A 14,182-nucleotide genomic window follows, 5' to 3' on the forward strand; every position below is an offset into this window, starting at 1 on the left:
CGCCGCTCACACCATCGAGACTAGTCTGCGCGGTGGCCTATCGCGCGGCCCTGCCGGTCGGCGCGGCGCGGCTACCGGGTCATGGTGGCCTGCAGCGGCACCACGGTCAGGCCCGAGCGCAGCGAGGGATCCGCTCCGAGGATCTCGTCGATGGCCTGCTGAGCGCTCCGGTCGGCCACCAGCAGCCGTAGTGGGCGGGGCACCCGGCGCAGGATCTGCGCGGTCCGGGCCGGCTCCTGGAAGGTGGGGAAGTAGATGCCCGACTCGGTCTGACCGCTGGTGCTCTGGATCGCGGACAGGAAGATCGACTCTCGGTAGCTCTGGGTGCCCTTCTGGTCGACGACGAGTGTGACGGTGCCGGGGATCGCCGGGTACGCCTGGGCGGCGACGGCGGTGACGAACGCCGTCCGGCTGACGGCTTCACGGTCGTGGTGGGCCCAGGAGCCCGCCCAGGTGGTGTTGCTGCCGTTGCGGTGGAAGTATCCGCCGGTCAAGCTCACCATGCCGGTGCCGGCGAGCACGGCGAACGTCACCAGGACGGCACTGGCGACGGCGGGGAGGGCGGCGGTGGTCGGGCGGCGCCGCGGCTCGGGGTCGGGGCTCTGCGCGGGCACCGGCACCAGTCGGGCGAGCGCGGCCGTGCCGGTGATGAACACGACGATGAGCAGGTGCGCGGTCTTACCGACGTAGTACGCGGGTTGGGTGCCGTTGACCAGGTTCGCCGCGGCCATGCCGGCGCAGAAGAGCAGGGTGACGGCCAGGACGACCAGGTAGCGCCGCCACGTGGGGTCGCCGAGGTTGGTGCGGGCGAGGACGGCGGCGACGACGAGCGCCCCGAACCCGAGGACGGTCAGGAAGGTCGCCGCCGGTGGCACACCCCCCGGGGCGGCCAGCGCCTCGCCCTGTCCGGCGACGACGACGCCGATGACGGCGGTCAGTGGGGCGAGCACGGCGGTGGGGACCGCGACCAGGGCGACGGTGCGGGGGCGGAGGCGCAGCCGACGTCGGTCCGCGATCAGCCAGCAGAGCGTCATGGCACCGGCCGGTAGCAGGAACAGGTAGTAGCTGAAGCCGATGCCGATCAGCAGTGCGCCGATGAGGAGTAGTTGTTCGCGGAGCCGGCGCAGGGGCCGGGCGACGAGGGCGACGAGGATCGCGGTGAGGCTGAGCCCGAAGGTCTCGCTGGGGTAGCCGGCGACGAACAGCCGGGGCAACTCGGTGCCGAGGGCGAGCGCGGTCACGGCGACGATGAGGACCATGCGGCGCAGTGGGTGCAGCGGACCGGCGAGGTGGTGGGCGGCCCAGATCAGCGTCAGCACCAGCATCGCGAAGGTGGCGAGGGACCAGAAGAGGTAGTGGTTCATCAGGGCCGGCCCGCTGGGCGGCTCCCCGGGGGCCTGGAAGCCGTCGAGCAGGGCGGTGAGGAGGTGCCAGCCCTGCGGGTAGTGGATCAGGCCGGAGAAGATGTGCCCTCGGGAGGCCTCGGGGTCGACGAAGAGGTAGCCGCCGAGGCGGCCGATCGCGTCGAATAGCGCGGGGTGCCGGGAGTTGTCCTCGCCGATCATGGCGAGGTTGAGGCGTTGATCGAAGCCGTCGGCCCGCAGGTAGGGGGTGGCGAGGTACCCGGCGGCGACTGCTGCCGCGGTGAGCGAGACCAGGTCGGACCATCGGGGGCGGGGCAGTCGGGGCGCGCGGCGGGACAGCACCGAGGCCAGGGCCAGCACGGTGAGCGTCAGGCCGGTGACCGGGACCGGATGCAGCCCCCAGCGCCAGACGGTGAAGATCAGGCCGGCGGCGCAGGTGAGGCCGGCGAGCAGGGCGAGGGCGAGGGCCAGGCGGTCGAGCAGGCTTCGTCCGGAGCGCAGCAGGCCGGCCGTGCCGAGCAGGATCAGCGGGGGCAGCAGCCACGGGGTGTGGACGGCGTTCGCGGCGACCGGGACGAGCCAGCAGGCGAGGAACACGGCGAGCAGGACGCCCGCCCGGGGGCGCGGTCGTACGGGTGCGGCTCCCCGGTCCCGGCTGTCGGTGCCTTCCGGCACTCCTGGCGTCTCCAACGTGGCCTGGGCGCGCACCGTCGTCCTCGTTCGGTAGGTCGGTGAAATCGCCGCAGTCTAGCTGGTGTGAATGGAGCCGTTTGCCCAGTTCAGCGAGGTGTCGGTGAACGACGGGTGAATGACACACGCAGCGGCGGCACCGGACGTGTCCGGTGCCGCCGCCGGGCGGATGCTCCTATAGAAGTCAAGGGGTGTTGAGGGCGGTGAAGTCGGCGAGGAGGGCGGTGTGGACCTCGCGGACGATGTAGCGCTTGAGGCAGCGCATGATCTCTTTTTTGTTGAGTCCTTGTTTGGTGCGTTTGTCGACGTAGGCGCGGGTGCGGGGGTCGTAGCGCATGCGGACCAGGGCGATGGTGTGCAGGGCTGAGTTGGCGGCTCTATCGCCGCCGCGGTTGAGGCGGTGCCGATCGGTGCGTCCGCTGCTGGCGGGGATGGGTGCGGCTCCGCAGAGGTGGGCCAGGGCGGCGTCGGAACGCAGCCGGTCGGGGTTGTCGCCGGCGGTGGTCAGGAGCTGTCCGGCGACGTCGGGGCCGACGCCATAGACGGCGCTCAGGTGTGGGGCGGTGCGGGCGACGACGGGTCGTAGCCGGCGATCGGCCTGGTTGATCTCGGTGGTCAGGGTCTGGATCCGGGTGGCGATCACGGCCAGGGCCGCCTTGGTGGCTTCCACAGGGTCGGTGAGCCGGGTCTCGTTGACGGGCAGTGCGGCGCATCGGTTGACGAGTGTCGTTGCCGGACCGTTGAGTTCTTGGCGCAGCGTGTCGGGCGCGGAGGCGATCAGCCCGTGCAGCTGGTTGAGGGCAGCGGTGCGGGCCTTGACCGCTCCGCGTCGGGCGACCCGCAGGGCGCGGATGGCTTCGACGGGGCCGGTGCGGGTCTTGGGTGTGCCGTTGGCCTGCCCGGACAGGGCCGCGCGGGCAGCGGCGAGCGCGTCCAAGGGGTCGGACTTACCTTTGGCGCGGCGGGCCCGCCGATCGGGGCGGTCGACCTCGACCAGGGCGATGCCACGAGCGGTGAGGAAGCGGGCAAGTCCGGCGCCGTAGGTGCCGGTGCCTTCCACGCCTACCTTCACCACCGCACCGAACCCCCGCAGCCAGGCCAGCAGGAGCTGGTAGCCGGCGGTGGTAGCCGGGAACTCCTGATCACCCAGAATCCGGCCGGCCTGATCAACCGCCGCCGCGTGATGAGTCTTGCCGTGGGTATCGACTCCGCCTGTGACCTGACGCTTCCTGGCTGCCATGCTGAAACCGTCGTCCCTCTCGCTTGCACCGAACAGGGTCGGCACGCACCGCCGGGACGGGCGGACAGGACAGTGATGGGACCTCTTGCACAGGCTCCTATCAGGTCACGAACGCCCCGCAGGTGAGTGCAGGAACGGGTCACCCGGACAGGCCGACGAATCCGCTAGAAGACGCCAACGTCAGTCAGAGGCTGAGTCAGACCAGCCGGGTGATCCGCTCCTACATCCTCACTGTCAGAGGTATTGACCGGTGTTGCTGGCGGTCTCGATGGACCGGCCGGCCTCGGTGCCCTTGCCGCCGGAGACGAGCGTGCGGATGTAGACGATCCGCTCGCCCTTCTTGCCGGAGATGCGGGCCCAGTCGTCGGGGTTGGTGGTGTTGGGGAGGTCCTCGTTCTCGCGGAACTCGTCGACGCAGGCGTCGAGCAGGTGCTGCAGGCGCAGCCCCTTGCGACCGGAGGTGAGGAACTCCTTGATGGCCATCTTCTTGCTCCGGTCGACGATGTTCTGGATCATCGCGCCGGAGTTGAAGTCCTTGAAGTAGAGGACTTCCTTGTCACCGTTGGCGTAGGTGACCTCGAGGAAGCGGTTCTCCTCGGTTTCGGAGTACATCCGCAGCACCACGGCGTCGATCATGGCCGCGACGGTGGCCTGAGGGTCGGCCCCGTGCTCGGTCAGGTCGTCCGGGTGCAGGGGCAGCCCGGAGAGGATGTACTTCGAGAAGATGTCCTTCGCCGCTTCGGCGTCCGGCCGCTCGATCTTGATCTTCACGTCGAGCCGACCGGGGCGCAGGATCGCCGGGTCGATCATGTCTTCCCGGTTGGAGGCGCCGATGACGATGACGTTCTCCAGCCCCTCCACGCCGTCGATCTCGCTGAGCAGCTGCGGGACGATGGTGTTCTCCACGTCGGAGGAGACACCGGAACCGCGGGTCCGGAAGATCGAGTCCATCTCGTCGAAGAACACGATCACCGGCGTGCCCTCACCGGCCTTCTCCCGTGCCCGCTGGAAGATCAACCGGATGTGCCGCTCGGTCTCGCCGACGTACTTGTTGAGCAGCTCGGGGCCCTTGATGTTGAGGAAGAAGCTGGTGTGCTTCTCCTTGCCCTGCCGCTCGGCGATCTTCTTGGCCAGCGAGTTGGCCACCGCCTTGGCGATGAGCGTCTTGCCACAGCCGGGCGGGCCGTAGAGCAGGATGCCCTTGGGCGGGCGGAGCTGGTGCTCACGGAACAGGTCCGCGTGCAGGAAGGGCAACTCCACCGCGTCGCGGATCTGCTCGATCTGCGACTGGAGGCCACCGATGTCGCTGTAGTCGACGTCGGGCACCTCCTCCAGGACCAGCTCCTCGACCTCGCTCTTCGGGATCCGCTCGTACGCGTACGCCGAGCGGGGCTCGATCATGAGCGAGTCGCCGGCCCGGATCGCCGAGCCGATGAGTGTCTCGGCGAGGTGCACGATGCGTTCCTCGTCGGAGTGGGAGACCACCAGCGCCCGGTCACCCGGCCCGCCACCTGGCCCTTCCAGGATCTCCTTGAGCATCACCACCTCACCGACCCGTTCGTAACCGAACGCGTCGACGATGTTGAGCGCGTCGTTGAGCAGGACCTCCTGGCCACGGCGCAGGTCGCCCACCTCGAGCGAGGGCGAGACCGCGACCCGTAGCTTGCGACCGCCGGTGAAGACGTCCACCGTGCCATCGTCGTGCTTGGCCAGGAAGACGCCGTAGCCACTCGGCGGTTGCGCGAGGCGGTCGATCTCCTCCTTGAGCGTCACGATCTGCGTGCGAGCCTCCTTGAGGGTGCTCACCAGCCGGTCGTTGTTCTCGGTCAGCCGCGCCAACTGTGCCTGGGTGGCCGCCAGCCGCTCTTCGAGCTGCCTGACGTGTCGGGGGCTTTCGGTCAACTTGCGCCGCACCAGGGCGAGTTCCTCCTGAAGGAACGCGACCTGCGTGGAGAGATCGTGGGCTTCCTTCTCCCACCGTGCGGCGCGCGAGTCCGCGTCGTCGCTGCGTGCTGCCACGTCCCACCTCCCCGGGGGGCTTGAACGTTCTGCCCTAACACTAGCCGCTATGAGGCCGATTCGGTCCCACGCAACACCCTCGTCACCGAACCTTGATCGCCAAGGGTGGCCTGACGGGCCGTTACCGGCGTTCGGGTAACGTCGGAGCGTAGGACGGGAGAACATGGGGGGTGCACCGGTGGCCGAGGTCGCGACCGATCAGCTGCAGGTCTGGGTGGACCAGGATCTCTGCACAGGCGATGGGCTCTGCGTGCAGTACGCGCCGGAGGTCTTCGAGTTCGACATCGACGGTCTCGCGTACGTCAAGAGCGCCGACGGTGACCTGCAGATGGCGCCCGGCAGCCGGGTGGACGTGCCCGGTCACCTGCGGCTCGAAGTGATCGACTCCGCGAAGGAGTGCCCGGGCGACTGCATCCACGTGGTGCGCGGTGACGGTGTCGAGGTCGCCGGGCCCGAGGCCGAGGACTGACCGACCGCGCCGGCCGGACCGCGCGGGTCCGGCCGGACCCCGGAAGGGGTACGCCTCAGAGCATCGGACGGCCGACCACCGAGGCGACCAGCCGGGCGAATTCCTCCAACCGGGCGATCTGCCCGGCCCCGCCGTCGTCGAGGGTCTTGCCGAAGCGCAGCGCGTCGTGCCGTGGCGTGCCGGCCGTCTCCTCGCTCGGCGGCGCCTCGTCGAGTGAGGTCAGCAGCAGGTAGACGTCGATGCTGTCGACCCGGATCTCGCCGCTGTCGGACCGGTTGAGCCGCCGCCGGCAGCCGACCTCGGTGATGGTGGAGACCGGCACCACCCGCAGCGACGACGTCATCGAGCCCGGCGGGCCCTCCTCCGGCGGCACGTCCTCACCGTGCCACAGGATCAGCCGGCTGCCGTCGCAGACGACGACCTCCTGCCACACGCCGTTGACCTCGTTGACGAAGCGTTCCAGTGTGAAGCCGAGCACCGACGCGCCGCGCAGCACACCGCCGAGCGCCTCCAGGGCGACGTCCGGATCGCGCAGGTAGGCCCGCGCCGCCGACTCGAGGTCCTGGTAGGGCGACCAGTCGGGAAAGACGGCGGGAAGGTCACCGCCGCCGTAGCCCGGTCGGCTCATGCCGGCGCCTCCCCCTGCTCGCCGCTGCCGACGCCCAGCTTTCTGGTCACGGCCTGTCCATCTCCCCCGCACCGTCGGGCTGCGCACCGGCCGCCTGGGCGGCGGCTGCCTGCCGGGCCGCCTCCGCGTCGCGCAGGTCCTGACGGCGCTGCGCGTACGCCTCGGTGCCCTTGCTGGGCTTGCGCCGACGCGGCGGCGCGGTCACCCCCGGGGCCAGTTTGCGCGCGGACACCAGGAACGCGGTGTGCGCGATCATCCGGTGGTCCGGACGGACGGCGAGGCCCTCGGCGTGCCAGTCGCGCACCAGCGACTCCCAGGCCCGTGGCTCGGTCCAGCCGCCGCGCTCGCGCAGCGCCTCCACCAACTCGGAGAGCTGCGGTGTGGTGGCGACGTAGCCGATGAACACCCCGCCGGGCACCAGCGCCCGCTCCACCATGTCGAGGGTCTCCCAGGGGGTCAGCATGTCCAGGATGATCCGGTCGAAGCCGGTCTCCTGGCACTGGGCGACGTCACCGACGTGCAGGTGCCACGACGGGTGCGGGCCGTTGAAGAATGCCTCGACGTTGCGCTTGGCGATCTGGGCGAAGTCGTCGCGCAGCTCGAACGAGTGCAACTCGCCCTCGGTGCCGACGGCGCGCAGCAGGGAGCAGCTCAGCGCGCCGGAGCCGGCGCCGGCCTCGAGGACCTTCGCGCCGGGGAAGATGTCACCCATCGCGACGATCTGCGCCGAATCCTTCGGGTAGATGACCTGGGCGCCGCGCGGCATGGACAGCACGTAGTCCGACAGGAGTGGCCGCAACGCCAGGAACGCGGTGCCACCGCCGGTGGTGGTCACCACGCTGCCGTCGGGGAGCCCGATCAGCGCGTCGTGCGCCAGGATGCCGCGGTGGGTGTGGAACTCCTTGCCCGGCTCCAGCGTCACGGTGTGCATCCGCCCCTTGGGGTCGGTCAACTGGACCCGGTCGCCGGGCCGGAACGGCCCTCGGTGCACGGGTGTCAGCGCCGGCGTGGCGGGGACGGTGGAGGGAGTTGCGGTCACTGTGTCATCTTCCGGTTGGGTTCGAGGAGCTGTGCGAGGTCCGCGATGTGCAGAATGCCGACGACATCTTCGCCTGACGTCACCACGTACTGCGCGCCCGGGTGGGTTTGAACGGTCTCCATCACCCGCTCGCCGTCCCATCCGACGGCCAGGGTGGGGATCGTGCCCAGTGATCGGGCGACGGCGTCCACCGCCAGCCAGGGTCGGCGCTCGACCGGCACCGCCTCGGCGGCGGTCGGGTCGACCAGCGCCACCGGCCGGCCCGCCGAGTCGGTGACCAGCAGGGCCGAGTCGGGTCGCCCGGCGTCGGCGCGTCGGCGCTGGGCCTCGGCCAGCGGGGTGCCGGTGGCCACCGGCCAGACCGGGCGGGCCAACCGGGACAGGTCGATGAGCGGGAACCGGCGGCTGACCCGGGCGGCCCGGATCGACTGCCCGGCGCCGCGCCAGAGGGTGACGGCGACGAGCAGCATCAGCGGCAACGCCAGCGGTGCCAGGAGGTCGGCGACGGTGAGGACCAGCACCAGGATCGTGGTGCCGACGGCGACGACGCGACCCGCCCAGCCGGCGACCTCGGTGCCGAGGTGCCGGTCTCGGCTCAGCCACCACACCGCGGCGCGCAACGCCCGGCCGCCGTCGAGCGGCAGGCCGGGCAGGCTGTTGAACAGGGCGACGATGACGTTGCTGACCGCGAGCTGGAAGGCGAGCTGGTGGACCACGGTCCCCGGCTCCAGGGCCAGGGTGGCGGCGACGGCGAGCACGCCGAGGACCGCGCTGACCGCCGGACCGGCCAACGACACCAGCAGGTCGACGCGGGGTGACGGGGCGTCCCGGTCCATCTCGGTGTAGCCGCCGAGCAGTTCCAGGGTGATCCCGCGCACACCGATGCCGTAGCGGCGGGCGGTGAGGGCGTGCCCCAGCTCGTGCAGCAGCACCGAGCCGAGCAGCGACACCACGAAACCGAAGCCGATCAGGTAGCCGCTGATCTGCGGCAGGTCCAGTTGCCGGGCGGCGAACTCGGCGTACAGCACGGCGATGACCACCGCGAGCAGGACCATGGAGCCGTTGAGGTGCAGTGGCACCCCGAACACCCGGCCGACGTCGAGGCCGAGGCGGCGGTCGGGTCGGCGCGGTGGCCGGGTTCGTGGCTCCATCGCCACGATGCTACGGACCGTCGCTGCACGGGGCGGGCGGCGGTCGGTGTCACACCGGTGCCCTAACCTTTGCCCACATGACGGCGGAACCGGTCACCACCTCCCAGCCCTCCTCCCCGGCGCAGGCGCCGCCGACGGTGCGGGCCTCGCTGTCGCCGTCGCGGGCGGCGGATTTCAAGACCTGCCCGTTGCTCTACCGGTTCCGCAGCATCGACCGGCTGCCCGAGCGCACCACCATGGAGCAGGCCCGGGGCACGCTGGTGCACGCGGTGCTGGAGCGGCTGTTCGACCTGCCCGCGCAGGGGCGCACCCCGGCTGCGGCCGGCGATCTGGTGGCACCCCAGTGGGATCGACTGGTCACCGAGCAGCCGGAGCTGGCCGAGCTGTTCGAGGGCGAGGAGCCGACCGACCCGGCGGAGTTCCTCCGCTCGGCCGCCGCGCTACTGGAGGGCTACTTCGCGGTGGAGGACCCGACCCGCCTGGAGCCGGCCGAACGGGAGAGCCTGATCTCGGCGGTGGTCGACGACGAGTTGCTCATCCGGGGCTACCTCGACCGGCTCGACGTCGCCCCGGACGGGGCGCTGCGGGTGGTCGACTACAAGACCGGCGGCGCGCCACGGGAGGCGTTCGAGGCGCGGGCGCTGTTCCAGTTGAAGTTCTACGCACTGGTGCTGTGGCGCACCCGGGGGGTGGTGCCCCGGGTGCTGCGGCTTCTCTACCTGCGCGACGCGGAGGTGTTGGACTACGCGCCGGACGCCGACGAGTTGGTCCGCTTCGAGCGCACTGTCGTCGCCCTGTGGCGGGCGATCGAGCAGGCCACCGCCCGGCAGGATTTCCGGCCCCGGCCGAGCCGGCTCTGCGACTGGTGCAGCCACCAGGCCCGGTGTCCCACCTTCGGTGGCACCCCGCCGCCGTTCCCGGTCGCGGCGGCCGGTGCCGACCCGCTGCGCGACTCCCGGTCCGCTCCGGTGGCGCCGGGCGCCGACGAGTGACTGCCCGTCCCGCGGCGCGCTGACCCCGCTGCGCCGATCGGCGGCGCGTCATCCCGTTGCCGAGGTGGTCCTCGGGGGCGACGCCGCCCACAGGTCACCGACCCGCACCCGACCGCGACGGTGCTGTTGCCGTCGGGACGACGCGACCGGCCGCGCCCTACCGTGATCCGCGACGCATCGGCCGGTGTACGCGAGGATGACCCGGTGCGGCACCACGACGCCGGCGGGACAGGAGACGTGATGACCGATCGGGTGGCTCCGGGGCGGCCGGTGCGCATCCTGCTCGCCGACGACCAGCCGCTGCTGCGTACCGGGTTCCGGATGGTGCTGGGCGCCGAGGGCGACCTGGACGTGGTGGCCGAGGCCGGGGACGGCGTGGAGGCGGTGGAGCTGTCCCGGCGGCTGCTGCCCGACGTGGTCCTGATGGACATCCGGATGCCTCGGATGGACGGGGTGGCCGCGACCCGGGCGATCGTCGACGCCCGCCTGCCGGTGCGGGTGCTGGTGTTGACCACCTTCGACCTGGACGAGTATGTGGTGGGGGCGTTGCGCGCGGGTGCCAGTGGGTTCCTGGCGAAGGATGTGCCCGCCGAGGAGTTGATCTCGGCGATCCGCACGATCGCCGGTGGGGACGCGGTGGTGGCGCCCCGGATCCTGCGACGGCTGCTGGACCGGTTCGCCGAGCTGCTGCCGGACCCGGCGGCGACCCCGGCGGCGGCCCTGGACGCCCTCACCGACCGGGAACGTGAGGTGCTGGTGCAGGTGGCCAGAGGGCTGTCCAACGCCGAGATCGCCGCGGTGTTGTCGGTCAGCGAGACCACCATCAAGACCCACGTCGGGCACGTGCTGACCAAGCTGCGACTGCGCGACCGGGTGCAGGCCGTGGTGCTGGCGTACGAGTCGGGTCTGGTCCGCCCCCGGGCGTAGGGTCGTCGGCCCGGGTACCTCACCCGGCGTACTCGAAGATCCCTCCGTGGGGGGACGGCCGGCGTTGTAACGGTCACCTACCGTGACCGGAGAAGGTCTGGCGGGGTTGACCCTCCTGTGACGTGAGGGAGCAGGGTCGGAAACACGCAGGACCGACCATCGGGTCAGGGGCAACCCTGACCCGACATAAGGGTGCACCCGCAGCGGGAAATCCGCACCGGGTCAACCCGTGGGCGGACGGAGCGGGCGTGAGCAGCGCCGATGATGGAACAGTCGCGCCGGACCATCGGGGGGCGGCGTGCATTCGGACAGACGGAAGAGGTAGATGACGTGACCGCGACGGTTGGCCAGCAGGCGCAGGCCGCGGCCCGGGCGAACGACGTGTGGAAGGTGTATGGCAGCGGCGAGGCGCAGGTCATCGCGCTGCGGGGGGTCAGCGCGGAGTTCGAACGCGGCCAGTTCACCGCGATCATGGGGCCGTCGGGTTCCGGCAAGTCGACGCTGATGCACTGCCTGGCGGGCCTGGACGCGGTCACCCGGGGCACGGTGTCGATCGGCGAGACGACGGTGACCGGGCTGGGCGACGCGGGGCTGACGAAGCTGCGCCGCGACAAGGTGGGTTTCATCTTCCAGCAGTTCAACCTGCTGCCCACCCTGACCGCCAAGGAGAACATCCTGCTGCCGCTGTCGATCGCCGGGCGTAAGCCGGACCCGGCCTGGTACGACACGGTGATCGAGACGGTCGGCCTGCGGGACCGGTTGGACCACCGGCCGGCGCAGCTCTCCGGCGGCCAGCAGCAGCGGGTGGCGTGCGCGCGGGCGCTGGTCTCCCGCCCCGAGGTGATCTTCGCGGACGAGCCGACCGGCAACCTGGACTCGCGCTCCGGCGCGGAGGTGCTCAACTTCCTGCGCAACTCGGTCCGTGAGCACGGTCAGACCATCGTGATGGTCACCCACGACCCGACCGCCGCCGCGTACGCCGACCGGGTGGTCTTCCTCGCCGACGGTGAGATCGTCTCGGAGCTGATCGAGCCGACCGCCGAGACGGTGCTGGACACCATGAAGAAGCTGGACGCTCCGGCCGAGGTGGGCAACTGATGTTCCGCGCGACGCTGAAGAGTCTGCTGGCCCGCAAGGTCCGGCTGATCCTGTCCGGGTTGGCGGTGGTGCTCGGGGTGATGTTCGTCTCCGGCGCCTTCGTCCTCACCGACACGTTGGGCCGCTCCTTCGACTCGGTCTTCGCCGACGGCTTCTCCGAGATCGACGTGAACGTCGCCGCGAAGCCGAAGGTCGAGCTGAGCGAGTTGGAGGGCGAGCAGACCGCCGCTCCGCTGGCCGCCTCCGTGGTGGACCGGGTCAAGCAGGTTCCCGGGGTCGCCTCGGCGACGGGCGTCGTCAACGCCGACGGCGCCCGGGTGATCGGCAGCAACGGCAAGGTGGTCACCTCGTTCGGTCCGCCGCAGTTGGGCGAGAACTGGACCGGGGAGAGCGACCTGCTGCGACTGCGGGAGGGACGCGCGCCGCAGGCCGAGGACGAGATCGTCGTCAACAAGGGCCTGGCCACCGCGGCGAAGCTGCAGGTCGGCCAGAAGGTCGGCGTGCTCACCGCGTTCGAGTCGAAGAAGCGGGACTTCACCCTGGTCGGGGTGTTCGGTTACAGCGGTGACCGGGACTCGATCGGCGGGGTCAACGAGGTCTTCTTCACCACGCCGGTGGCGCAGCGGCTGATGCTGGGCGAGCCGGACGTGTTCAGCAGCATCACCGTGACCGCCGCCGACGGGGTCTCCGACGAGAGGCTGCGCGACGACGTGGCCCGCACCCTCGGCGCGGACTTCGAGGTGAAGACGGGCGAGCAGGTCGCCGCGGACGCCTCGGCCAGCCTGAAGGAGGGTCTGTCGTTCTTCAACAAGATCCTGCTCGGTTTCGCCGCGGTGGCCCTGCTGGTGGGCACCTTCCTGATCCTCAACACCTTCTCGATCATCGTGGCCCAGCGCACCCGCGAGTTGGCGCTGATGCGCGCCATCGGGGCCAGCGGCCGGCAGATCATCTCCTCGGTGGTGCTGGAGGCCATCGCGGTCGGGTTGATCGCTTCGGTGCTCGGCCTGGCCGCCGGCATCGGCGTGGGCGCGCTGCTGGCGTACCTGTTCGGCAATCTGGCCGGTGGGCTCACCCTCGCCGGGATCGGCGTGCCGGCGGCGGCGGTGATCGGGTCGTTCGCCGTCGGGCTGGTCATCACCGTGGTGGCGGCGTTGTTGCCGGCGCTGCGGGCGTCGCGGATCCCGCCGATCGCGGCGATGCAGGACGTGGCCACCCCGGACCGGCCGTTGACGAAGGTCACCGTGGCCGGGTCGGTGGTCACGGCCGTCGGCGCGGTGCTGCTGTTCCTCGGGCTCAGCGGCAACGCCGGTGGTCAGACCCTGCCCACCATCCTCGGTGGGGTGCTGTTCGCGTTCATCGGCGTGGCGCTGCTGACCCCGCTGATCAGCAAGCCGGTGGTGAGCCTGCTCGGCGCGATCTTCTCCTGGTCGCTGCCGGGCAAGCTGGGCCGGCTCAACTCGGGCCGCAACCCGCGCCGGACCGCGATCACCGCGGCGGCGCTGATGGTCGGCATCGCGTTGGTCACCGGCGTCACGGTGATCCTCGACTCGGCCAAGGGCAGCATCAGCGCCCTGGCTCAGGACAACGTCAAAGCCGAGCTGGTGATCGCCGGGGCGCAGGGCGGGCCGCGCCCGCCGAGCTTCGACCCGGCGGTACTGGACCAGGCCAAGACCCTGCCCGGCGTGCGGATGGTCGACGGCGAGTACGGCGACATGGCCCAGATCGACGGCGAGCGCACCTGGGTCGGGGCGAGCAGCGACATCGCGTCGCTGCGGCAGATCTTCAGTGCCAAGCCGGTCGCCGGTGACATCGACCGACTCGGGCCGACCCAGATGCTGGCCGGTTCGGACACCGCCGACTCGCGTGGCTGGTCGGTGGGCTCGACGGTGGATGTGCAGTTGACCCGGGGCGAGAAGCGGACGTACACGATCAGCGGCATCTACGAGTCCGGGCAGCTGTTGAACCCGGTGATGCTGCCGGTGACGGCGGCGAAGGACTTCGCGATCCCACAGCCCTTCCAGGGGTTCATCCAGTTGGCCCCGGGTGCGCAGGTGAACGACGTGCTGCCGCAGGTGGAGACGCTGCTCGCGGACAGCCCCGAGGTGTCGGTGGCCGACCGGGACGCGTTCATCAAGCAGCAGACCGGTCAGCTCGACGGGCTGCTCACGATGATCCAGATCCTGTTGGCGCTGGCCATCGTCATCGCCGTGCTGGGCATCATCAACACCCTGGCGCTGTCGATCCTGGAGCGGACCCGCGAGTTGGGGCTGCTGCGCGCCATCGGCCTCCGGCGGTCCCAGACCATGGCCATGATCACCGTGGAGGCGGTGGTGATCTCGGTGTTCGGTGCGTTGCTGGGCGTGGCGGTCGGCACCGGCCTCGGGGCCTCGGTGGTCGAGGCACTCAAGGACGAGGGCATCACCGATCTGATCCTGCCCTGGGGGCAGATGGGTGTCTTCCTCGGCCTCGCCGCGATCATCGGCGTGGTGGCCGCGGTGCTCCCGGCCATCCGGGCGGCCCGGATCAACGTCCTGGGCGCCATCGCCCACGACTGACGCTCCGCCA

11 protein-coding genes are annotated in these 14,182 nt (G+C 70.8%); 5 read left to right on the forward strand and 6 right to left on the reverse strand.

Going from position 1 to position 14,182, the window contains the following annotated elements:
- Window positions 1–71: 71 nt before the first annotated feature.
- From O7617_RS29650 to arc, 3 genes are all read right to left on the reverse strand, one after another.
- Window positions 72–2,072: a hypothetical protein gene (locus tag O7617_RS29650; protein WP_282259640.1), complete on the reverse strand. Its 2,001-nt coding sequence runs from the start codon at window positions 2,070–2,072 to the stop codon at window positions 72–74.
- 166 nt (window positions 2,073–2,238) lie between these two features.
- Entirely contained in the window at window positions 2,239–3,294 is a 1,056-nt protein-coding gene (locus O7617_RS29655) for an IS110 family transposase (protein ID WP_282257763.1), read from the reverse strand.
- Between the two features lie 234 nt (window positions 3,295–3,528).
- Entirely contained in the window at window positions 3,529–5,313 is a 1,785-nt protein-coding gene (gene arc / locus O7617_RS29660; RefSeq protein WP_282259641.1) for a proteasome ATPase, read from the reverse strand.
- Window positions 5,314–5,491: 178 nt separating this feature from the next.
- Between arc and O7617_RS29665 the strand changes: the two genes are divergently transcribed.
- Complete coding sequence (locus O7617_RS29665; RefSeq protein ID WP_282259643.1) at window positions 5,492–5,782, forward strand: ferredoxin; 291 nt, start codon at window positions 5,492–5,494, stop codon at window positions 5,780–5,782.
- Window positions 5,783–5,837: 55 nt separating this feature from the next.
- On the opposite strand, the gene O7617_RS29670 is transcribed toward O7617_RS29665, so the two are convergent.
- From O7617_RS29670 to O7617_RS29680, 3 genes are read right to left on the reverse strand one after another with little or no spacing between them, the layout of a single operon-like run.
- Window positions 5,838–6,410 (reverse strand): hypothetical protein, encoded by a 573-nt coding sequence (locus O7617_RS29670; protein WP_282259645.1) that lies wholly within the window; start codon window positions 6,408–6,410, stop codon window positions 5,838–5,840.
- A 46-nt stretch (window positions 6,411–6,456) separates the two neighbouring features.
- Window positions 6,457–7,449, reverse strand: a complete 993-nt coding sequence (locus O7617_RS29675; protein ID WP_282259647.1) for a tRNA (adenine-N1)-methyltransferase — start codon at window positions 7,447–7,449, stop codon at window positions 6,457–6,459.
- Window positions 7,446–8,600 (reverse strand): site-2 protease family protein, encoded by a 1,155-nt coding sequence (locus tag O7617_RS29680; RefSeq protein ID WP_282259649.1) that lies wholly within the window; start codon window positions 8,598–8,600, stop codon window positions 7,446–7,448. Before O7617_RS29680 ends, O7617_RS29675 begins: the two co-directional genes overlap by 4 nt.
- A 77-nt stretch (window positions 8,601–8,677) precedes the next feature.
- Between O7617_RS29680 and O7617_RS29685 the strand changes: the two genes are divergently transcribed.
- The 4 genes from O7617_RS29685 to O7617_RS29700 all read left to right on the forward strand — a co-directional run bounded on the left by O7617_RS29685 (window position 8,678) and on the right by O7617_RS29700 (window position 14,172).
- Entirely contained in the window at window positions 8,678–9,592 is a 915-nt protein-coding gene (locus O7617_RS29685) for a RecB family exonuclease (protein ID WP_282259651.1), read from the forward strand.
- 240 nt (window positions 9,593–9,832) lie between these two features.
- Window positions 9,833–10,519, forward strand: coding sequence for a response regulator transcription factor (locus tag O7617_RS29690; RefSeq protein ID WP_282259653.1), 687 nt, complete (start codon window positions 9,833–9,835; stop codon window positions 10,517–10,519).
- Between the two features lie 330 nt (window positions 10,520–10,849).
- On the forward strand, window positions 10,850–11,617 hold the full coding sequence (locus O7617_RS29695) for an ABC transporter ATP-binding protein (protein ID WP_282259655.1): 768 nt from the start codon (window positions 10,850–10,852) through the stop codon (window positions 11,615–11,617).
- Window positions 11,617–14,172, forward strand: a complete 2,556-nt coding sequence (locus O7617_RS29700) for an ABC transporter permease (protein ID WP_282259656.1) — start codon at window positions 11,617–11,619, stop codon at window positions 14,170–14,172. Before O7617_RS29695 ends, O7617_RS29700 begins: the two co-directional genes overlap by 1 nt.
- Window positions 14,173–14,182: the final 10 nt, after the last annotated feature.

Origin of the sequence: Micromonospora sp. WMMD1155, from assembly GCF_029581275.1 — a bacterium.
Taxonomy (GTDB): Bacteria; Actinomycetota; Actinomycetes; order Mycobacteriales; family Micromonosporaceae; genus Micromonospora.

Coding starts and splice junctions, on each gene's coding strand:
- O7617_RS29670 (WP_282259645.1), bottom strand. CDS start 6,410: ATGAGCCGACCGGGCTACGGCGGCGGTGACCTTCCCGCCGTCTTTCCC.
- O7617_RS29690 (WP_282259653.1), top strand. CDS start 9,833: ATGACCGATCGGGTGGCTCCGGGGCGGCCGGTGCGCATCCTGCTCGCC.
- O7617_RS29685 (WP_282259651.1), top strand. CDS start 8,678: ATGACGGCGGAACCGGTCACCACCTCCCAGCCCTCCTCCCCGGCGCAG.
- O7617_RS29700 (WP_282259656.1), top strand. CDS start 11,617: ATGTTCCGCGCGACGCTGAAGAGTCTGCTGGCCCGCAAGGTCCGGCTG.
- O7617_RS29655 (WP_282257763.1), bottom strand. CDS start 3,294: ATGGCAGCCAGGAAGCGTCAGGTCACAGGCGGAGTCGATACCCACGGC.
- O7617_RS29680 (WP_282259649.1), bottom strand. CDS start 8,600: ATGGAGCCACGAACCCGGCCACCGCGCCGACCCGACCGCCGCCTCGGC.